The sequence below is a fragment of the Polynucleobacter sp. HIN6 genome (assembly GCF_030297575.1).
Classification (GTDB): Bacteria; Pseudomonadota; Gammaproteobacteria; order Burkholderiales; family Burkholderiaceae; genus Polynucleobacter.
Genome location: NZ_AP028137.1, coordinates 801,427 through 818,183, shown reverse-complemented (window position 1 = coordinate 818,183; position 16,757 = coordinate 801,427). Strand labels below are relative to the sequence as shown.

The following is a 16,757-nucleotide window of genomic DNA, read 5'->3' as shown; positions in this document are numbered from 1 at the left end:
TTACTTAACGGCTTTATAGACGCCCATCTCTTCTAGCAGTTCATGAATCAGATCCAACCGAAGACGAGGACTCTCTTGTTCTAAGAAAAATTGCTTCTGGCCAGGGCTTAATTGCAAGAGCTCGCACCAGCGATTGGCGACCCAGCCGCATTCGTTAAAGCGATAGGGCTTACTGAAGGGCAGCTCTTTCCCAAGGGCTGCGCCCTGCTCTTTAAAGGACTGAATCACTTTACCCAATACGGTAGAGGCAATTTTGAGATCCTCTGGAACCTCCATGAAAGCATCGTCTTCGATGAAATCAACCTCGGCAACAATCAGGCCATTGCGTTTGGTTTCACTGGTTTTGACACGAAAGCGCTGCTCCCCTTGGCATTGAATCATGAAGAGACTAGGCTGTACCGGATCAAATTCTTTAATCCGGGCAAAGGTTCCTACTGAATTAAATCCAATCTCTTGACCTGGCATGCGCACCTCGTCCCCACTGTTTAGAGTAACCACACCAAAGCCAGAACCCTCGCGCACACACTGTTTGACCATATCGAGGTAGCGCACTTCAAAGATTTTGAGCAGCATCACTCCATCAGGGAATAAGGTGGTTCCCAGTGGAAATAGTGGAATGGTTTGGGTATGAGTGTGAATCGACATTGGATTAGGTCGCTAGGTATGACTAGCGCAGACATTGATAAATATAAATCATTGGAAATTTGTCATTGTGGGTGGTGCGGGCCTCTGAAATACGGGCGACGGATTTTCCATTCTTTTTACACTCTTTAGTTGCCAGCTCTTGTGCCTCGATCTCTTTAGCGCCCTTCACAGCCTGCACACCAATCATGCCGTCGGAACGTTGAACCACCCGAAAGCCACTCTCTGGGGTTCCGCAGGCTGATAGGCCTACTGCCATGATCAGAATTCCGGGAATCAAACGAATGTTCATGCCTATTACTATACTGCTGTTTAGTAAGTTACTAAGGAGACAGTCATGAATCGTGATGCTTTTGAAAAAGGATTAAAAACCCGTCGTGAGGTACTCGGTGCCGAGTACGTGGATCAAGCGATTCGCAATGCCGATTCGTTCAACTTACCGCTCCAAGAGCTGGTAACTGAATACTGCTGGAATGAAATCTGGAATCGGCCTGGCCTTGATCGCAAAACCCGCAGCATTGTTAATTTAGCAATGCTGACTGCACTCAATCGGCCCCATGAACTCAAACTGCATGTTAAGGGTGCAATCAATAATGGTTTGACCAAAGATGAGATTGCAGAGATCTTTTTACAATCGGCAATCTATTGCGGCCTTCCGGCAGCCATTGATAGCTTTCGTACCGCCAAAGACGTCTTTAAAGAAATGGGGCTTTAAGAATTAATATACGCCTCAAGTTGCGCAATCGTAGCAGCTTGTTCTGCGAGTGCAGCTTTGAGCAAATCCCCAATCGATAGCATGCCAATCAAGCGGCCGCCATCCAATACTGGGAGATGGCGAATGCGCTTTTCTGTCACGAGTTGCATACAGTAGTCCAGGGTATCTGCTGGTTTTACTGTAATCAGTTTGGTACTCATGACATCTCGCACCAAGGTATTTTGTGAGCTTTTGCCCTGCAGAACTAATTTACGGGCGTAATCACGCTCAGTGAAAATGCCGACTAGGTTACCAAACTCAATTACCAACAGCGAGCCAATGTCTTTCTCCAACATGAGTTTTAGGGCATCAAACACATGTACATTGGGAGCAATGGTTTCGATTCGGTGATGTTTCTCTGCGAGCAACTGGCTAACGGTTTTCATCTTGGTGCACCTTCTTGATCAATTAAGATTGATTGTGAATAGGCTTTTTACTTCCTCCTATTAGGGTTTCCATGTAAATAATGATGCGCTCCGATCTTCTATTTGTTTATGGAACCTTGATGAGCACCTTTACTCATCCTAACGCCATTCAATTTCATGCAGGGGCACAGTGTTTAGGTGCCGCGCAGATGCCTGGTCTACTCTATCGAATATCCTGGTATCCCGGCGCTACGGATCGACCCAGCGAGTCAATCCAGTTTGCAGAATCTTGGGTTTATGGAGAGCTCTGGCGCCTAAACAATATGCAATTACTGGATGTGATTGATCGATATGAAGAATGCTCGCCCGACAATCCAAGCCCCCATGAATATCAACGCGTATTGCGCTCCATCCATCTCATTGGAACATCGGAATGGCAAATCGCTTGGGTTTATCTCTATCAACTTGATCCACGGAGCTTAGAAAGCATTAAAGATGGGCGGTTTAGGGCTTGATTACGCAATCCTTGACGATCACCATGACCTTTGATTTAATGATTTAGGAGGGAATTACTTGAAACTTCATCAAGCAAACAAGATCTATCTCATTCCCCTAACAGCAGTGGTGCTGGCTGCCTGTGCTGGCGCTGATGTGCGCCCAATAGTGGACATGAAAGGTGTCAACGAAGCGCGCTATGAAAAAGATCTTGCCGAATGTCAAAACTATGCCAAGGAAGCAAGTGGTATGGGTGGTACCGCTGCGAAGGGTGCAGGCGCGGGTGCTGTCGTGGGGGGTTTGCTAGGACTGGTTACCGGCGGTAATCGCACGGAGATTGTTCAGGCTGCAGGAGCCGGTGCGGTGATCGGCGGTGCGGGTGGCGCTTATAAGGGAAATGAATCCCAAGAGGCCATTGTCAAGAAATGCCTAGTGGGTCGTGGCTATAAGGTTCTCAATTGATCTAATTCTCGCATCATGAAGAAGCGCTTGATCAACCCTCTATTGTGCGTGATGCTACTTCTATCAAGTTCCTTATTACAGGCAAGCTGGTTTGACCGTAAAGATGATCCAGTCGATTTGATCCTCAATCAAAAAGATTGTATTTATATGAAGACCTACCGCGGCAAACTGGTTAAGGGCGACTTCATTCGACCCGACCGCTGGACGGGCTCTAAATTTAGTATCGGTGAACCGACCACGATTGCAAGCTTAAAACGGATTGACAGTAAGACCGCACTCTTTACCAATGTCAACAATATTGGCGACGGCAAAGGAGTGAAGGTGTATGTGTCAAAGACCGATCAGTATGTGCAGGCAAGCTTGCAAGATGGGTATCCCATCATGCAATGCGAGTTACAAAAATAATTAGAGCTTGATGTCGGGATTAGCGGAAGTAATTTCTTCTCGGCCACACAGACGCATGGACCAGTTTGCAAAGCGCCTAGAATTGATACGCTTCATACCGAGCGATACTACATTGGAATGACGTGGATCACGCTGGATAGCCTCCCAAAGCAATTCCACATCCTTGGGCTTACCCTCCAATATTTGACCAAAGCGACCATTGTCAAAGGATAAAACGCCAGTGATGTTTAAGCTCTTATTGCGACGTGATGCCTTATCTACTAGCTGCATCAATGCCAAAATGCCAAACTCTTCGGTTGCATCACTGACGTAGGACAGACTGACCAAATCGAGTTCGGTGTAGCTCTCTTCAGGAAAGTATTTTGTGGCTGGTTTTGGCACAGTCAGTTCATCTTAGTGTAATTCTAAGTTTTAGCAAGTATTTGAGATGATGTCTATCGATGCAGTGCAATATGCTTAGGATTTATCCTCTTCCCTCTTTTTTTGATCCTTCTCGCGTTCTTTCTTGAGATCGCGCAATTGCCACCATGCAAAGAGTAGCACCCCTCCAAATACAAGGATGACCTCAATCAGAATAATCGGTCCAAAACTTTCCATTTCATAACCCTATTCAATCACCTATTCTGAAGTAGAAAGGCTTTAATCGAGTGTAAATTTTTGTACTCCAATACCGCTTCACTCATCGATTGAATACTCGCACAGATTTGAGTGCGTTGTTCTGGGTTTTGCCAAAACACCATCAATGGGCAAACCTCAACCTTCACAAGAAATAGACTGGCTCTTCCCTGAGAGGTGTTGATTGGCATAGTGGTTTGAGTTTCTAAGCGGTAATACAGATCATCGATCCTTTGTGGTGTTGCATTTGACTTTCGTGATGGATGTTGACTCAGTTCGGGACTATTGCTAATCGTCCAGACAAAACGCCGAAAGGATCCTTGCTGAGGATCGCTCATGACATGGGCGATCTTTGGACTGGCCTGCACCAGTCGCTCCCCATCCGCAACCGGATGATGAATTTGTGCGAGTGGCATGCCAAGACGTTTAGCAGGTATCCAACTACTGGGAAAGCAAAAGCAAATGGCCGTGAGGATATCGTTCTCCAAAAGCGCAACGTCTTCATTGAGTCGTAATGCCAAATCCTCAATCTTCCGAATAGTTCTGGCTTCTGGCAAATTGAGATCTGATGCCGCTTTAGCAATCAGTTCCTGAGTTTGTTCAGCGTCTTGCTGGACACATAACTCAGACCCAAGAAGAGCAAGCTCATGGTTCTTAGCTTCTAAATAATGAGGGTCCGGATGAGCATCAATTAATGGGCCTGCATACCGACTCATCTTTGGCGAGGTGGTATAGGGCACCTCAACTACGAAGGCAGGATGCTTAGCGGATGCGTTCAATTTTGATGCGGTTGATACTAAATAAGGAACCGATGATGGCGTTCAGAATGGCAATAAAGATGCTGGCAAAGAAGGCGGTCCAAAATCCGGAGAGGACAAAACCGTTGACCACCTGAGCAACCAGCATCAGTACCAAGGCATTAATCACCAGTAAGAAGAATCCAAGACTAAGGATGGTAAGTGGTAAGGTGAACAGGATCAATAAAGGACGAACGATGGCGTTAGCAAGGCCCAAGACAAGAGCAGAAATAATTAATGCTCCAGAATCATTAAATTGCAAACCATCAAATACATAGGTCGCCGCCCATAGGGATAAGGACGTAATTGCCCAAGTCAGCATGAATAAGGTCATGGTTTTCTCTTCATAGGAATGATTAGAATCGAGTATAAGGAATAATCATGATCTCTCCCGATAAGCCGCAAAAACGCCCTCTCTCGCATAAAAATATTACTTACGAAGTGGACGGCGGTCATCCCGCAACATCGAGAGAAGCATTTTCTGGTGAGCAGGGTCCATGATCCGCAACTGCCGAGCGACCAAACGATTCCGAAAAACTATGTTGAGCTCGAGGCAGTTCTTACCAAGCGACGTTACCTTCTGATCTGGACCGAACTGAAGGATATAACCCGTTGGCTGAACGGATGGCAATAAAGACTCTGATTCTTGACACCAATATCGTGCTTGATCTGTTGGTGTTTCAAGATCCACGTGCCGATTGGATTCGTGATGGCATTGCTCGGGGACAGTTTGAGCTTATTTACAGCTCCGAGATGCTCCTTGAGCTCACCGACGTCATCGCCCGTCCACAATTTGCTCAGAACTCAAATGATCAATCAACTTTGCTGGGCTCTTGGACTCAGATGGCGATTCATAAACCCACGCCACCGCGCTGCTCGTATCGCTGCGATGATCCAGATGATCAACCCTTTATTGATTTGGCATATCACTACCGCCCTAGTCAATTAATGACTAAGGATCGAAAGATTTTGCAGATGCAACGGGTCTTGAGTACGCACGATGTTTGGGTTCAAAGTTACCCTGCTTAGTTGAGGATATTGATCGCGCTCCTCATCATTTGCTTCGTTGCAATAAAAGAGTAAAAACATTGGCTTATACCGATTTGCTTAAATCGATTATTGATAAATAAATTTCATGATTGGTTTGCTTGACAGCACTTGGTGACGCCCCTAAGATGAAATCGTGGTGTCGCAGTCATTGTGTGACCCGCCTGGTAGCAATACCAGTCTTAGTGGGTACATTCCTGTGCCCTTCTCAATACGGGACAGCAAACTCCCGTAGCGACGATAACCACTCAGAAGAGTGGTATGGCCCGGCGGCATACCCGTCGGGCTTTTTGCTAAGGGCAATTCAGTTTCAGTGTTGAGGCGCGCTGATTGGCGCTCTCTGCCATCATCTCAAAACGCTTACTCATTTGGTTCTTAATAAAGTACTCAATAATGAAATTTGGTACTATGGAATCGAGCTCGACATTGGCTCGAAACTGGAAACGGGTTGCATTGCCTTCGGGCTCGATGCGCCACGTTCCTTGATATAACTTGGCGTCACCACTAATTTGTTCAAAGTCGATGATTTGATCTGAGAGCTCTTTGTACTGAACCGTGGAGCGTAACTCAATTGGGATTAAGAGGATGCGGTCCTCCACCACGCGCTCTACGATGACTTGGTTTCCACTGCGCTTCACAATCTTGGATTCTTTAATTCCTGGTATCGACTTCGCACCCTCGTAGTCCTTCAGGTATAGCAAGGCCTGGCATGGGGTCAAGGCAACTTTGTAATTGGCAATGATCTGAAACCGATCTCCTTTGGGGTAGACCTGAAGATTGAGATCATAGGAATTAGATGAGGGCCATGCCAGGGAACAAGATGCCCAAAGCAAAATACTGCAAAGCGTTCTAAACAACATTGGTAACGCGGATTAATTAAATGGGATGGTGATTAATCCCTCGCGTGGGTTCATGGGCTGCGCTGAATTATCTTCTAAGGACTTCGCTTCCGCTTCACCACGCGTGTCGCTTTGATAATTGGGGCCAATAATGATGCCTTGCGGAGGAGTCTCTGGTGGTAATGGCTTAGGTTTGCCCATGACCCCTTGTGGGGGCACTAAAGGTTGCTCGTTAATAGCTTTTAGCTCGTTGGGCTGTAGCGGTGATACTTGCGCAAGCGCTAGATTAGCGGTGGCGGCTGATATCAGAAAACTGGAGAGGGAAATAGATAGGCGCATCCCCGTATTAAACCACTCTTTGGGCTCACCTAAAATGATTGATTAAATTAATTAGGATTCATTTGTATGCCAGCTACCCGAGATGAAATTGCTGCCTTCTTTAAGAAGGATTTTCCACAAACTAAGTGTCAGATTCTGGAAGTGGGTAACCGTGCGGCGTTAGTTACTCATCCGGTAGGTCACGGTGAGCTACGCCCAGGAGGAACGGTTTCAGGACCTACCATAATGGCGCTCGCTGATGTTGCACTTTATGTGGCGATTCTGGGTGAAATTGGTATCGTGCCACTTACTGTCACTACTAGCTTGAATATCAATTTCTTAAAACGACCCCAAGCCAGCCCTGAAATTCGTGCTCAGTCTCGACTTCTAAAATTGGGTAAGAGCCTGGTGGTTGGGGAGGTCTTCATTTACTCAGGAACTGATCCCGATCCAATTGCCCATGCGACTGCAACCTACTCGATACCCCCGCAATCCTGAACTTATTCTTTGCGTTTAAAGATACCGATCACAGTAGCCAAGATTTTTGGTGAAAGTGACAATGCAAAGAGGACATCCACAATAAAGAACCATGATCCCCGGCTTAGCTCAATGATCGCGAGGACCACAAAGATTGCCATCATCACGCGGCGCAGTGTATCGGCTGGGAAATAGCCCATGGTTCTTCCTTTTGTTAAATAGTTCTCAGTTTAGAGGATTTGGGCAACGTCCCCAAAGGCTAAACGAGGCCCTCGTGGGTAAATTCCGCTCGGATTGGCGACACCAATGTTCATTAAGAAATTAGCGTGATAGCGCCCATCCGGAAAAAATGCTTGATTGACTTTAGCCGGATCAAATCCCGACATCGGCCCACAATCCCAACCTAAGCTACGCGCAGCGAATAGCAAGTAAGCGCCTTGCAAGGAGCTATTACGCAGAGCAGCTACTTCGGTTACCGCTGGCTTTCCCTCAAAGAAGGATTTAGCGTCCATGGCCGGATATAGGCTTGGTAAGTGTTCATAAAATTGTGTGTCGTAGGCAATGATGACAGTTGCCGATGCACTTTTCACTTGAGCAACGTTTCCCGGGCTTAACGCTGGCAATAAGCGCTCTTTTGCCGCTTCACTTCGCAAAAAGACATAGCGTCCGGGCTGCGCATTAAACGCGGTCGGCCCCCATTTCATCAACTCATACAACTGGCCAATTTGTTCGTCACTGATGGGGTGTGATTCAAAGGCGTGCACGGTTCTTGCCTCAGTAAAGAGCTGCTCTTGGACAGAAGTCGGTATGGGCTTGGTCATTTTGTTTTGGTGTCACTCAAAGGATCTAAAATGGAGAATTCTGATCATAATCCAAGCATCCGCCATGAGCTCATCCAAACCCTTGACCGCCACCCTCATCCCCGGAGATGGAATCGGCCCCGAGATCGTCGAGTCCACCATCCAGATCTTTGAAACTCTAGGCAGCCCGTTTGCCTGGGATGTTCAGCAAGCTGGGGTTGCGGGCGTTGAGGCGCTGGGTGATCCTTTGCCTGCCCAAACCCTCGAGAGTATTCGTAAGAATCATCTGGCCTTAAAGGGTCCCCTGACTACGCCAGTTGGGGGCGGCTTTCGCTCCTCCAACGTGCGCTTGCGTGAGGAGTTTGAGTTGTATGCCAACGTGCGCCCTGCTAAAACAATGATCCCGGGTCGCTATGAAGACATCGATATCGTTCTAATTCGGGAGAACTTGGGCGGCTTCTATGTGGCCCATGAATACTTAATACCAGTTGGTGACAATCCCAAAGCCGTAGCAGTATCAACTGGCATGAACACCTATGAGGGTAGCAAACGGATTGCGCGCTTTGCTTTTGAGTATGCACTCAAGAATGGTCGCAAGAAGATTACCGTCGTGCATAAAGCCAATATTCTGAAGCTCCTTACTGGTATCTTTCTGGATGCTGCACGAGATGTATCTAAAGAGTATGAAGGTCGAGTTGAGATGGACGACATGATTGTGGACGCATGCGCCATGCAGCTGGTCATGAATCCCTGGCGCTTTGATATGTTGTTATGTACCAATCTCTTTGGCGACATTTTGTCCGATCAAATTGCAGGCTTAGTGGGCGGTCTTGGAATGGCGCCTGGGGGAAATATTGGCACAAATACGGCAATCTTTGAAGCCGTGCACGGCTCAGCTCCCGATATTGCGGGCAAAGGGATTGCTAATCCGATCTCCATTCTGTTGGCATCGGCCATGATGCTTGATCATGTGGGCAAACAGGATTTAGCAACGCGTTTGCGTACTGCCATTATCGATACACTCAATGTTGACCAGATCCGCACTGGGGATCTCAAGGGTAAGGCAACGACTAAGGAGTTTACCGACGCAGTCTGTAAGCGTCTCGTTAATTAGTTATTTGCCTTTTTTACGACAGGCCTCAGAGCAGTACAACACACTCTCCCAGTTTTTGGCCCAAGACTTACGCCAGGTCATGGTGCGGCCGCATACCGCACAAGGCTTACTGGGTAAATAGCTTTTATTGCCTTTAAAAGATTGCTTCACGGCTTCGTAGCGCTTACTTTTTGAACCCAATTCAACACTTGCGGAGCAGCCTCCTCTGGGGTTGTAGCGTGATCGGCGCCAACCACTACATAGGCATTATTGGGGTTTGGTGGCACACGATCAAATGCATAAGCAGGCCCTGATGAATAGAGAGGATCTAGGCGTCCGATCACCCACATAAAAGGTGTGCTTTTCTTGAATTGCGAAGCGGTTAAGGTCATGTTACCAAGTCCATTAGGATTAAAGTAACTCCAAAATACATCAGCCCGAATTTTAAAATCTCTCTGTCGACCTTGATTCAGATCCGTAAATGAAATTAAGGCATCTGGTTTTCGATCGGCAATAGCCTTTTGAGCACGCTCCAAGTCGGATCCGGTCATGCCACGCTCATACATCAGACTTGGGGAATGTCCTGGCGCTAAAGCAATAATGGCATCGGCATCACCAATATAGGCTTGATATGCCATGGCAGCATTCGCACCAAAACTCTGTCCGCCAATAAAAACTAGCCGATATCCTTTTGTTCGATACCCTTTAACACTTCCTGCTAATTGATTGAGGGCGCTCTCGTAGGTTTCATCGTAGTTACGGTTTCGAGACCATGGCATTTCGCGAAGCTCAACCTCGCATACCGTACTTACTTGCTTGGCTAATTCCTTGAGATAGGGAGATTGCGGGCCGCCCCACTTGCCATGCATCAAAACAAATACACAGTCCTTAGTGGCGGCCTGAACAAGGCTTGTGGAGCAAAAAAGAATTGAGGCTAAAGCGAGCCGACAAATAAGAGGAAGTTGCATCAAGTTCTTCCTTCCAGTGATTGGCGGAGACGAGATCTTATCCTGGCCGTGTACGGCTTTGGACATCACTAGTTTAGCGTGGACGCCCCTAGAAGAGCTAACTGGCTGATTCAAATAAATAATTATTCATAACTTAAGTTATGAATTCCCTAAAAATGTCTGAAGTCGTACATTGAAGTCTAAGGTGATCTACCCCATTCCAAGGGTGGATTTTGGTAACAAACTTTGGTAACCAATGGTGACAATATGACAATTAAGCTCGACTACCAGACAGTCAAAAATCTCAAGGCCCCAGGGCGTTATACGGATGCACTAGTTAAAGGCCTGCATATTTGGGTAAAACCAAATGGCACTAAATACGCAATCTTTAGGTACAACTACAACAATAAGCAGCACAACATAAGCCTGGGCTCATTCCCCTCGCTATCTATATCAGAGGCTAGGATTAAGGCGCAACAGTACCGCGATCAGATAGACAGCGGCGTCAACCCGATGGATATTAAAAATACTGCAAAGAAGCAGTCTGAGCAGGTTCAGGCCCAAAAATTAACCTTCAGAGAATTTGCTGCTGAGTGCATCAAAACGAAGCGCGCTGAATGGACTAACCAAAAGCATGGAGACCAATGGGAATACACGCTGGAGGAATTTGCCTACCCTATTATTGGAGATAAGCATCTTGATGAAATAACTATGGAGGACGTACTTGAGATTCTTACGCCAATATGGACAACAAAGACTGAGACGGCCTCTAGACTGAGGGGTCGGCTTGAGTGGATTCTAGCCGCTGCTACAACCCGTAAGCTTCGGTCTGGGATCAACCCCGCCCAATGGAAAAACTACCTTCAGACCATTTTGCCTGCGCCCAATAAGGTCAAAAAGGTTGTCCACCACAAAGCGCTGCCTTACCGCCAAGTGCCTGAGCTAATAGCAAATCTTCGCGAAATGACCACAATGACCTCTCTAGCCCTAGAGTTCACAATACTCAACGCATCTAGGACTGGCGAGGTAATTGAAGGGCTGAGGACAGAGGTAATGGGCGATATCTGGACTATCCCAGCCTCAAGAATGAAAGCTCGCAAGGAACATCGCGTCCCACTATGCCAGAGATCTCTAGATATATTGGCTATTGCAAAAGCAATGGATGATGAAAGTAAGTATCTCTTCTCGGTTAAAGGGAAAAAACTTACCAACATGGCGATGCCTATGATGCTTCGTCGTGCAAAGGTTGACGCAACGGTACATGGCTTCAGGTCCTCGTTCAGGGATTGGGTATCTGAGGAAACAAATCACCCATCTGAAGTCGCTGAAATGGCATTAGCTCATACTATAGGAAATAAAGTTGAGGCGGCTTATCGAAGAAAAGATCTGCTTGAAAAAAGACGCAGTCTTCTCGTAGACTGGGAGTCATATTGCTCCATTCCAGCCCAAAACAATATCCATGAATTAAAAGTAGCTTAGGAGAAAAAATGTCAAAACTCTTGCATCCATTACCCCTAGAATTTGATGTACTTGCTCAGGCAACTATTTCTCTTGAAAACCAATATTCAATCATTCACGATATTGATGTCGTGAAGTACCCAGGGCGTAAAAAGTTGAGGAAAGATACGCTAGCGCTATTTGACTTCGGGTTTGAAGCCATAAATTTAGATATTGAATTTATAAATTCACATGTCACTAAGCCTGTAAAGCTTAAACCCGGCAGCTATTCATCAGTCTATCCCGCGTATATAAGCGCTCTGGAACGATGCACTGAACTACTTGTTCAAATGGAAAAATGGGTGATTTGGCATAAAGCAACAACATCCAAAAATCGCTCTACGGGTGTAGCCAAAAAGTTTTCACAGAATGATCTTATCTGCAAGAATCACGTCACTATTTTGGAGAAAAAATTAGGCAGAACATTAGTTGGGTCAGATTATTTAGCCTGGAAAAGGCAGCTAATTGCAGCATGTCCAAATCCACCGGTCACGAAAGCATCTAGAAATCTTAAGAAAAATGGCACCCCCTTAAAGCCTATAACCGGGGCTCCGGTTTTAACCACAACCAAAGGCTGGAAAGAATCAACGCTCAGAAATAAGTTTGAAGAATTTACTGGATATAGGCCAACGACAAAAAAAGCTTCACAACTTAAGTAATGAATAGGGTATTTTGATTTAAGTTGCAAAAATTCATTTGTGTTTAAACATTACGAAAGGAACACAAATGAAACACTTTGTACAACTACTTCGGATTGCCGACGTATCGAAAAAGACAACGCTTGCCAAAAGTACAATTTGGCTAAAAATTGCTAAACAAGAGTTCGTGGCCCCTACGCGGATTGGAGGTATTTGTGTCTGGAAGGAATCAGACGTTGACGACTGGATCGAAAGTCACTTTCAATCAGAGAAAGGGACGACAGCATGAAAACCCTTCATCAAGTATTCATTACTACACCAGCCGAACCTCTTGAATTAGTTGTAATCGATTATCAACAAGATAAAGACAGCGATCCGAAACTGAACGGTACAGTTCAGGTAATTCCAATCGTAGCTTTGAAAATTAACATCTACGAGCAAACCTATCGCAATTCAAGCGATATTGATCTTATTACTGAGACTAAATATGTTTCACCCAAAGGTGAAGTAGACCTAGAGGAATTTACAACAGTTCAGACTATTAAATCTAGCAATACGCTTGCATGTATATCGGTAGTAGCACTTCGTACTAAAGGCTCAGATCTAGTATCTTTATTAGAGTCTTCCCGTGAAAACAGCTGGATCGATCACTGCCCTTGGGAAATGCCACGAAATCGCTACACAACCTATTCAGCAGGTGAATCGCATCCCGTATCAGTTGAGCTGGATCAGTTGCTCAAAGATATTGAATCGACTTTTCCAGCGATTACGGAATTTAATACTATGGATCGAGGAGCAAGTTCATGAACATGATTGCCGATACCCCTACCCTGTCTATGCAAATTGCTGAGCTCATTCCGGTGGGCCAGTTAACGCTAGCAACAATCGACCCTATGGATAAGCAAAGCTCGGTACCATGTAAAACTTTTGTGATGCCACAACAGGCAGCCCAGGCGGAAGCCTGGGTTTTGAAGGCCAATGCTGATGGTCACAATTGTTACTTCCACACAAACATCAGCGATGCAGTTAATAAACGGCTATCTAAACATGATGTGAAATCAGCGCGCTTTGCCTGGGCGGATATTGATCCCAATATCAAGAAATTTGGCTCTTATGAACAAGCCAAGATTTATCTAAAAGACCTAGTTCCCAGTCTATGCAAGCACGCATCAATCATCATTGACTCCGGTAATGGGCTCCAAGTTCTTTATCGATTAACGCCTACGCTCGATATCAGCTCCCAAGAAGCTAAGGAGCAGTTTGAAATTGTGAACCGTGCGGTTGCTAAGCGTTGGAATGCTGACTCCACACAAGACTGTAGTCGAATCCTGAGGCTCCCTGGAACACTTAATTATCCCAGTCAGTCAAAAATGGATAAAGGCTATCCAAGTACCCCTTCGCTAGCGAAGATTATTTATTGCTCAGATAAGGAATACACCTTGGAATCAATCCAAGAAGCCTTATCAATATCGCCAGAATTAATCGAGCAAGCTAGGGCTGAGTACCATGCCAAATCCAAAGGCGCTAACCCAACCCAGCCTATTTCGAAAATTGAAATCACTGAACAGTTGCGGAATCGATTCAAGTTATTCCTGGAGAGCAACCCCAGTGCTAAGGCGCGATATCTAGGCAGTACTGATGGTCTTATTGATAAGTCAGGCTCAGCGATGGATATTGGTATGGCTACCTCATTGATCCGAGGTGGGTTCAATATGGAGCAAATCAGAGCACTGCTGGCAGACTGGAAATTTGGATCCAAGAATAATGACCGTACCCAAGACCGTTACTGGGCAAACATCCGCCAGAACTCCTATGCCAGAGACGAAGAAATCACTCAGGAAAAAATCGACGCATTTTGGTCGCAGATCAAAGGTGTCCCACCACAGACTACCTGCATAGAAAATGCCAGGGTAAGCGAAGGAGAGTCCACTCCCCCACCCGATGCAATTGACATTGTTAATCAAAACTACGCTTGGGATAACTTTATGCGGGAAATTTACGACATCAAAAACGGCATTTATGTACCAGCGCCTAAGTTTTGCATGCACTACGACAACGTTTCCTATAAACCTAATGAGGATGCTAAGGCCACTACATTAGGCAGAGGCTGGCTCAAAAGCCCAAAGCGACGAAGTGTTACTAGGCTGGTTCTTGCTCCTGGTCAACCTTCCACCCTACAAGACGGCTCACTTAATACCTGGCGCGGCTTTACTACTGAACCGATCCCTGGTGACATAAGTCCTTTTCTGGAGCTCATTGAGTTTGTATTGCCGAATGCTCAGGAGCGTGAGTACTGTGTCAAGTGGCTTGCCAAGATGATTCAAGAGCCTGGGACAAAGTTCCTCGTCTCGCTCGTAGTTTGGTCTATCGAAGAAGGGGTCGGAAAAGGCTTGCTGTTTGAGACCGTTGGCAGCCTCTTTAATGCAAGACATTTTAAAGTTGTTGGTAACGAGGTATTTAGCGACCAATTTACTGAATGGCAGTCCCAAAAAGTCTTTGTAATCGCCGATGAAGTATCAAGCGCGGATAAACGCAGCACAGCAGACCGCATTAAAGGATGGATTACTGCCACCGAAAACAATATCAACGTCAAAAACACGTCTAAGTTTTCAGAACCAAATATTATCAAGTATGTGTTCTTAAGCAACCATCCTGATGCCGTTTACCTAAACAATAAAGACAGACGGTTTTTTGTAGCTGAAGGGCCAGATAAGAAGCTGCCCGATGACATCCGAAAGAGGTTTGTGCAATGGATAAAAAATGGGGGTAAGTCGGCCTTAATGAACTACTTGCTGAGTCTAGATACCAGTTCATTTGATCCCACTGCCCCGGCACCCATGAGCCAGTCCAAGATGAGCATGCTCGATAGCAACAAATCAGACCTCGAGCAATGGGTTGAAAACGCTCTTCTTAAGGCGCAGGCCAAAAATCACGACCTTATTAGCACTGAGGATTTGGCAGCGCAATATAACAGCGGGTTTAGACCTTCTAAATGTTCTGGCAAAACAGTGGCTACGATACTAAAGCGTATGGGGTACAAGAGGCTTGCGAAAAAAGCAAAGTTTGATAATGGCACGCGCAAGGGGTTATTCACCACCGCCCAGAGATTTAATACATATAGCTTTATGAGCGAGACTGAAATCGCTCGCCACTATAAAGAAACCATTTTTTAATCATGTGTGTGACCACATTTCCATTTAATTCAATGACTTACCGACGTTCGCACGGATCATACACACAAACTACAAATCCTGCAGCTGCTATTTCAGCTCCAGCATACCCATGGTTCTTATTTATTAATTATTTATATATAAATAAAGTGTGCGATGTGTGTGATAACTACCAAAGCCCTATACGTAAAGGGTTACACCCACACAGTTCGGCGGCCTAATCGTGTGTTACGCGTGCACTTGGGTGAAATCTACACTTCCTTTGCATGAGGTTCAGTGTTTAATATTTTTGAGCCGCCCTTTGAGGGGGTTATTAGGGTGTAAATATATGTCAATTATTAGATATGCCACTCCCATCCTTTAAATATTCGAAACGTCCACTTTGCGGTGCCAAGTGTAAACGTACTGGCCTACCTTGTAAGAATATGCCTGTACGAAGTAGCAAGGCTAACCGGTGTCGCCTTCACGGCGGAATTGTCAAGCCGAGGAAGATCCTACGAGGCGCTGATCATCCGCAGTATAGAAATAAAGGGGAATCTAGTATTGAACGCGAGGAACGCAGTAAGCGAAGCGCTGCCCTACTTTACCTAAGAGACATTGGCGATCATGTGAAACTTTTTAATGGAACCAAAACGCGGGGACGAAAGCCAAAAGGCTATGTCCGTCTGGATATGTCAAACCCAGAACATCTATTTATAGCAATACAAAAGACACTTGAGGATTAGATAAAATTTTAAAAAATTACTAATCGTTTGAGCAAAACAGTGTGTAAAGGTATAACGATGGGACCCATTTCAAAAATGGGGGGTACCGAGTGGGCGGGGTTAGTCCATAGAAAATTCACTAGGGGGTTGCCCCCCTCTTAATAGCTTAGAGTCTAGTTCCAGTTTGGTAACAATCTTTGGTAACTTTATGTTCATCAGGCAAGAGCCCATATATATAAGGCATCTTGGGCGGATGGTATCTCCGCCATCAGACACTAAGCACTCCGATTAATTGACTTTAACCCGCAACGTCCTTGACGGCTTCTCCCCATATTGCTCATGGTAGTAGCGGGCAAAGATACCGAGATTGGTAAAGCCACTGGCTATAGCCGCTTGCGTGACAGTAATACCGGGGGTTTTGGTTTTGAGGGTCTGGTTGACTAACTTCAGACGCTCTTGGCGGAGCCAGCGCATGGGCGTAGTTTGTAATTCTCGTTTAAAAGCGTATTGCAAAGCTCTGGGGGTTAGATCTACTGCCTGGGCTAGGTCTGCAAGAGTAAGGTCCTCTTGTAAGTTGCTTTGGATGAACTGGCATAGGGATGCCAACCAGGGTTGGCTAGGGTGTTGGGTCAGCATCTTTCTCCTTCTCCCCGGCCTTCTCTGCTGCTACTGCATGCTTGCTATGCGCTCTG

At 45.9% G+C, this 16,757-nt stretch carries 28 protein-coding genes; 14 read left to right on the top strand and 14 right to left on the bottom strand.

What is annotated here, in order from left to right:
* Entirely contained in the window at positions 1 to 645 is a 645-nt protein-coding gene (locus QUE66_RS04230; protein ID WP_286224595.1) for an LON peptidase substrate-binding domain-containing protein, read from the bottom strand.
* A 22-nt stretch (positions 646 to 667) separates the two neighbouring features.
* On the bottom strand, positions 668 to 934 hold the full coding sequence (locus tag QUE66_RS04225; RefSeq protein WP_286224594.1) for a hypothetical protein: 267 nt from the start codon (positions 932 to 934) through the stop codon (positions 668 to 670).
* Positions 935 to 979: 45 nt separating this feature from the next.
* On the opposite strand from QUE66_RS04225, the gene QUE66_RS04220 reads away from it, so the two are divergent.
* Positions 980 to 1,357 (top strand): carboxymuconolactone decarboxylase family protein, encoded by a 378-nt coding sequence (locus QUE66_RS04220; protein WP_286224593.1) that lies wholly within the window; start codon positions 980 to 982, stop codon positions 1,355 to 1,357.
* Here QUE66_RS04220 and QUE66_RS04215 read toward each other — a convergent pair.
* Positions 1,354 to 1,782, bottom strand: a complete 429-nt coding sequence (locus QUE66_RS04215) for a CBS domain-containing protein (protein WP_286224592.1) — start codon at positions 1,780 to 1,782, stop codon at positions 1,354 to 1,356. The two genes, QUE66_RS04220 and QUE66_RS04215, sit on opposite strands and share 4 nt — an antisense overlap.
* An 80-nt stretch (positions 1,783 to 1,862) precedes the next feature.
* On the opposite strand from QUE66_RS04215, the gene QUE66_RS04210 reads away from it, so the two are divergent.
* Genes QUE66_RS04210 through QUE66_RS04200 form a run of 3 tightly spaced genes read left to right on the top strand, consistent with a single transcriptional unit; the run spans position 1,863 to position 3,123 of the window.
* Positions 1,863 to 2,276, top strand: coding sequence for a gamma-glutamylcyclotransferase family protein (locus tag QUE66_RS04210; protein WP_286224591.1), 414 nt, complete (start codon positions 1,863 to 1,865; stop codon positions 2,274 to 2,276).
* Between the two features lie 58 nt (positions 2,277 to 2,334).
* Positions 2,335 to 2,718 (top strand): glycine zipper family protein, encoded by a 384-nt coding sequence (locus QUE66_RS04205; RefSeq protein WP_286224590.1) that lies wholly within the window; start codon positions 2,335 to 2,337, stop codon positions 2,716 to 2,718.
* A 15-nt stretch (positions 2,719 to 2,733) separates the two neighbouring features.
* Complete coding sequence (locus QUE66_RS04200; RefSeq protein ID WP_286224589.1) at positions 2,734 to 3,123, top strand: hypothetical protein; 390 nt, start codon at positions 2,734 to 2,736, stop codon at positions 3,121 to 3,123.
* Here the strand turns inward: QUE66_RS04200 and QUE66_RS04195 are convergent, their stop codons facing one another.
* The 4 genes from QUE66_RS04195 to QUE66_RS04180 all read right to left on the bottom strand — a co-directional run bounded on the left by QUE66_RS04195 (position 3,124) and on the right by QUE66_RS04180 (position 4,869).
* Positions 3,124 to 3,504, bottom strand: coding sequence for a BLUF domain-containing protein (locus tag QUE66_RS04195; RefSeq protein WP_286224588.1), 381 nt, complete (start codon positions 3,502 to 3,504; stop codon positions 3,124 to 3,126).
* Between the two features lie 75 nt (positions 3,505 to 3,579).
* Positions 3,580 to 3,720 (bottom strand): hypothetical protein, encoded by a 141-nt coding sequence (locus QUE66_RS04190; RefSeq protein ID WP_286224587.1) that lies wholly within the window; start codon positions 3,718 to 3,720, stop codon positions 3,580 to 3,582.
* A 17-nt stretch (positions 3,721 to 3,737) separates the two neighbouring features.
* Complete coding sequence (locus tag QUE66_RS04185) at positions 3,738 to 4,517, bottom strand: heme-dependent oxidative N-demethylase subunit alpha family protein (protein ID WP_286224586.1); 780 nt, start codon at positions 4,515 to 4,517, stop codon at positions 3,738 to 3,740.
* Entirely contained in the window at positions 4,501 to 4,869 is a 369-nt protein-coding gene (locus QUE66_RS04180; protein ID WP_108508312.1) for a phage holin family protein, read from the bottom strand. Before QUE66_RS04180 ends, QUE66_RS04185 begins: the two co-directional genes overlap by 17 nt.
* Before the next feature lie 150 nt (positions 4,870 to 5,019).
* On the opposite strand from QUE66_RS04180, the gene QUE66_RS04175 reads away from it, so the two are divergent.
* Together QUE66_RS04175 and QUE66_RS04170 are read left to right on the top strand one after the other, a co-directional pair.
* A complete protein-coding gene (locus QUE66_RS04175; protein WP_286224585.1) occupies positions 5,020 to 5,169 on the top strand; it encodes a TIGR02450 family Trp-rich protein in 150 nt (49 codons plus the stop codon).
* Positions 5,160 to 5,564: a PIN domain-containing protein gene (locus QUE66_RS04170; protein ID WP_286224584.1), complete on the top strand. Its 405-nt coding sequence runs from the start codon at positions 5,160 to 5,162 to the stop codon at positions 5,562 to 5,564. Before QUE66_RS04175 ends, QUE66_RS04170 begins: the two co-directional genes overlap by 10 nt.
* Before the next feature lie 311 nt (positions 5,565 to 5,875).
* Here the strand turns inward: QUE66_RS04170 and QUE66_RS04165 are convergent, their stop codons facing one another.
* Positions 5,876 to 6,442, bottom strand: a complete 567-nt coding sequence (locus tag QUE66_RS04165) for an SRPBCC family protein (RefSeq protein ID WP_286224583.1) — start codon at positions 6,440 to 6,442, stop codon at positions 5,876 to 5,878.
* A 12-nt stretch (positions 6,443 to 6,454) separates the two neighbouring features.
* The gene (locus QUE66_RS04160; protein ID WP_286224582.1) at positions 6,455 to 6,760 is read right to left on the bottom strand and encodes a hypothetical protein; all 306 of its coding nucleotides are present in this window, start codon (positions 6,758 to 6,760) and stop codon (positions 6,455 to 6,457) included.
* A gap of 66 nt (positions 6,761 to 6,826) precedes the next feature.
* On the opposite strand from QUE66_RS04160, the gene QUE66_RS04155 reads away from it, so the two are divergent.
* Positions 6,827 to 7,237: a PaaI family thioesterase gene (locus QUE66_RS04155; protein ID WP_286224581.1), complete on the top strand. Its 411-nt coding sequence runs from the start codon at positions 6,827 to 6,829 to the stop codon at positions 7,235 to 7,237.
* 2 nt (positions 7,238 to 7,239) lie between these two features.
* Here QUE66_RS04155 and QUE66_RS04150 read toward each other — a convergent pair whose 3' ends face one another.
* Entirely contained in the window at positions 7,240 to 7,416 is a 177-nt protein-coding gene (locus tag QUE66_RS04150; RefSeq protein ID WP_286224580.1) for a hypothetical protein, read from the bottom strand.
* A gap of 30 nt (positions 7,417 to 7,446) precedes the next feature.
* Positions 7,447 to 8,037 (bottom strand): malonic semialdehyde reductase, encoded by a 591-nt coding sequence (locus QUE66_RS04145; RefSeq protein WP_286224579.1) that lies wholly within the window; start codon positions 8,035 to 8,037, stop codon positions 7,447 to 7,449.
* Between the two features lie 64 nt (positions 8,038 to 8,101).
* On the opposite strand from QUE66_RS04145, the gene QUE66_RS04140 reads away from it, so the two are divergent.
* Positions 8,102 to 9,130, top strand: a complete 1,029-nt coding sequence (locus QUE66_RS04140) for an isocitrate/isopropylmalate dehydrogenase family protein (protein ID WP_286224578.1) — start codon at positions 8,102 to 8,104, stop codon at positions 9,128 to 9,130.
* Here QUE66_RS04140 and QUE66_RS04135 read toward each other — a convergent pair whose 3' ends face one another.
* Complete coding sequence (locus QUE66_RS04135) at positions 9,131 to 9,280, bottom strand: DUF2256 domain-containing protein (protein WP_286224577.1); 150 nt, start codon at positions 9,278 to 9,280, stop codon at positions 9,131 to 9,133.
* Positions 9,277 to 10,077 carry an alpha/beta hydrolase gene (locus tag QUE66_RS04130; RefSeq protein WP_286224576.1) on the bottom strand — a complete coding sequence of 267 codons (801 nt, stop codon included), beginning with the start codon at positions 10,075 to 10,077 and terminating at the stop codon, positions 9,277 to 9,279. The genes QUE66_RS04135 and QUE66_RS04130 overlap by 4 nt, the downstream gene beginning before the upstream one ends.
* Before the next feature lie 246 nt (positions 10,078 to 10,323).
* Between QUE66_RS04130 and QUE66_RS04125 the strand changes: the two genes are divergently transcribed.
* The 6 genes from QUE66_RS04125 (at position 10,324) to QUE66_RS09275 (ending at position 16,086) form a co-directional block, all read left to right on the top strand.
* Complete coding sequence (locus QUE66_RS04125) at positions 10,324 to 11,535, top strand: tyrosine-type recombinase/integrase (protein WP_286224575.1); 1,212 nt, start codon at positions 10,324 to 10,326, stop codon at positions 11,533 to 11,535.
* An 8-nt stretch (positions 11,536 to 11,543) separates the two neighbouring features.
* Positions 11,544 to 12,212, top strand: a complete 669-nt coding sequence (locus tag QUE66_RS04120) for a hypothetical protein (protein WP_286224574.1) — start codon at positions 11,544 to 11,546, stop codon at positions 12,210 to 12,212.
* A gap of 67 nt (positions 12,213 to 12,279) precedes the next feature.
* Positions 12,280 to 12,480 carry a helix-turn-helix transcriptional regulator gene (locus tag QUE66_RS09280; protein WP_353506821.1) on the top strand — a complete coding sequence of 67 codons (201 nt, stop codon included), beginning with the start codon at positions 12,280 to 12,282 and terminating at the stop codon, positions 12,478 to 12,480.
* Positions 12,477 to 12,998, top strand: coding sequence for a hypothetical protein (locus QUE66_RS04115; RefSeq protein WP_286224573.1), 522 nt, complete (start codon positions 12,477 to 12,479; stop codon positions 12,996 to 12,998). Before QUE66_RS09280 ends, QUE66_RS04115 begins: the two co-directional genes overlap by 4 nt.
* Positions 12,995 to 15,364 carry a primase-helicase family protein gene (locus QUE66_RS04110; RefSeq protein WP_286224572.1) on the top strand — a complete coding sequence of 790 codons (2,370 nt, stop codon included), beginning with the start codon at positions 12,995 to 12,997 and terminating at the stop codon, positions 15,362 to 15,364. Before QUE66_RS04115 ends, QUE66_RS04110 begins: the two co-directional genes overlap by 4 nt.
* Before the next feature lie 341 nt (positions 15,365 to 15,705).
* On the top strand, positions 15,706 to 16,086 hold the full coding sequence (locus QUE66_RS09275; protein WP_353506820.1) for an HGGxSTG domain-containing protein: 381 nt from the start codon (positions 15,706 to 15,708) through the stop codon (positions 16,084 to 16,086).
* Between the two features lie 267 nt (positions 16,087 to 16,353).
* On the opposite strand, the gene QUE66_RS04105 is transcribed toward QUE66_RS09275, so the two are convergent.
* Complete coding sequence (locus tag QUE66_RS04105) at positions 16,354 to 16,701, bottom strand: helix-turn-helix domain-containing protein (RefSeq protein WP_286224571.1); 348 nt, start codon at positions 16,699 to 16,701, stop codon at positions 16,354 to 16,356.
* Between the last annotated feature and the right edge of the window lie 56 nt (positions 16,702 to 16,757).

What these genes read in the sequence shown, in the direction of transcription:
- QUE66_RS04230 (WP_286224595.1), bottom strand. Translation starts at nt 645, where the DNA reads ATGTCGATTCACACTCATACCCAAACCATTCCACTATTTCCACTGGGA.
- QUE66_RS04225 (WP_286224594.1), bottom strand. Translation starts at nt 934, where the DNA reads ATGAACATTCGTTTGATTCCCGGAATTCTGATCATGGCAGTAGGCCTA.
- QUE66_RS04220 (WP_286224593.1), top strand. Translation starts at nt 980, where the DNA reads ATGAATCGTGATGCTTTTGAAAAAGGATTAAAAACCCGTCGTGAGGTA.
- QUE66_RS04215 (WP_286224592.1), bottom strand. Translation starts at nt 1,782, where the DNA reads ATGAAAACCGTTAGCCAGTTGCTCGCAGAGAAACATCACCGAATCGAA.
- QUE66_RS04210 (WP_286224591.1), top strand. Translation starts at nt 1,863, where the DNA reads ATGATGCGCTCCGATCTTCTATTTGTTTATGGAACCTTGATGAGCACC.
- QUE66_RS04200 (WP_286224589.1), top strand. Translation starts at nt 2,734, where the DNA reads ATGAAGAAGCGCTTGATCAACCCTCTATTGTGCGTGATGCTACTTCTA.
- QUE66_RS04190 (WP_286224587.1), bottom strand. Translation starts at nt 3,720, where the DNA reads ATGGAAAGTTTTGGACCGATTATTCTGATTGAGGTCATCCTTGTATTT.
- QUE66_RS04180 (WP_108508312.1), bottom strand. Translation starts at nt 4,869, where the DNA reads ATGACCTTATTCATGCTGACTTGGGCAATTACGTCCTTATCCCTATGG.
- QUE66_RS04170 (WP_286224584.1), top strand. Translation starts at nt 5,160, where the DNA reads ATGGCAATAAAGACTCTGATTCTTGACACCAATATCGTGCTTGATCTG.
- QUE66_RS04165 (WP_286224583.1), bottom strand. Translation starts at nt 6,442, where the DNA reads ATGTTGTTTAGAACGCTTTGCAGTATTTTGCTTTGGGCATCTTGTTCC.
- QUE66_RS04160 (WP_286224582.1), bottom strand. Translation starts at nt 6,760, where the DNA reads ATGCGCCTATCTATTTCCCTCTCCAGTTTTCTGATATCAGCCGCCACC.
- QUE66_RS04155 (WP_286224581.1), top strand. Translation starts at nt 6,827, where the DNA reads ATGCCAGCTACCCGAGATGAAATTGCTGCCTTCTTTAAGAAGGATTTT.
- QUE66_RS04150 (WP_286224580.1), bottom strand. Translation starts at nt 7,416, where the DNA reads ATGGGCTATTTCCCAGCCGATACACTGCGCCGCGTGATGATGGCAATC.
- QUE66_RS04145 (WP_286224579.1), bottom strand. Translation starts at nt 8,037, where the DNA reads ATGACCAAGCCCATACCGACTTCTGTCCAAGAGCAGCTCTTTACTGAG.
- QUE66_RS04140 (WP_286224578.1), top strand. Translation starts at nt 8,102, where the DNA reads ATGAGCTCATCCAAACCCTTGACCGCCACCCTCATCCCCGGAGATGGA.
- QUE66_RS04130 (WP_286224576.1), bottom strand. Translation starts at nt 10,077, where the DNA reads ATGCAACTTCCTCTTATTTGTCGGCTCGCTTTAGCCTCAATTCTTTTT.
- QUE66_RS04125 (WP_286224575.1), top strand. Translation starts at nt 10,324, where the DNA reads ATGACAATTAAGCTCGACTACCAGACAGTCAAAAATCTCAAGGCCCCA.
- QUE66_RS04120 (WP_286224574.1), top strand. Translation starts at nt 11,544, where the DNA reads ATGTCAAAACTCTTGCATCCATTACCCCTAGAATTTGATGTACTTGCT.
- QUE66_RS09280 (WP_353506821.1), top strand. Translation starts at nt 12,280, where the DNA reads ATGAAACACTTTGTACAACTACTTCGGATTGCCGACGTATCGAAAAAG.
- QUE66_RS04115 (WP_286224573.1), top strand. Translation starts at nt 12,477, where the DNA reads ATGAAAACCCTTCATCAAGTATTCATTACTACACCAGCCGAACCTCTT.
- QUE66_RS04110 (WP_286224572.1), top strand. Translation starts at nt 12,995, where the DNA reads ATGAACATGATTGCCGATACCCCTACCCTGTCTATGCAAATTGCTGAG.
- QUE66_RS09275 (WP_353506820.1), top strand. Translation starts at nt 15,706, where the DNA reads ATGCCACTCCCATCCTTTAAATATTCGAAACGTCCACTTTGCGGTGCC.
- QUE66_RS04105 (WP_286224571.1), bottom strand. Translation starts at nt 16,701, where the DNA reads ATGCTGACCCAACACCCTAGCCAACCCTGGTTGGCATCCCTATGCCAG.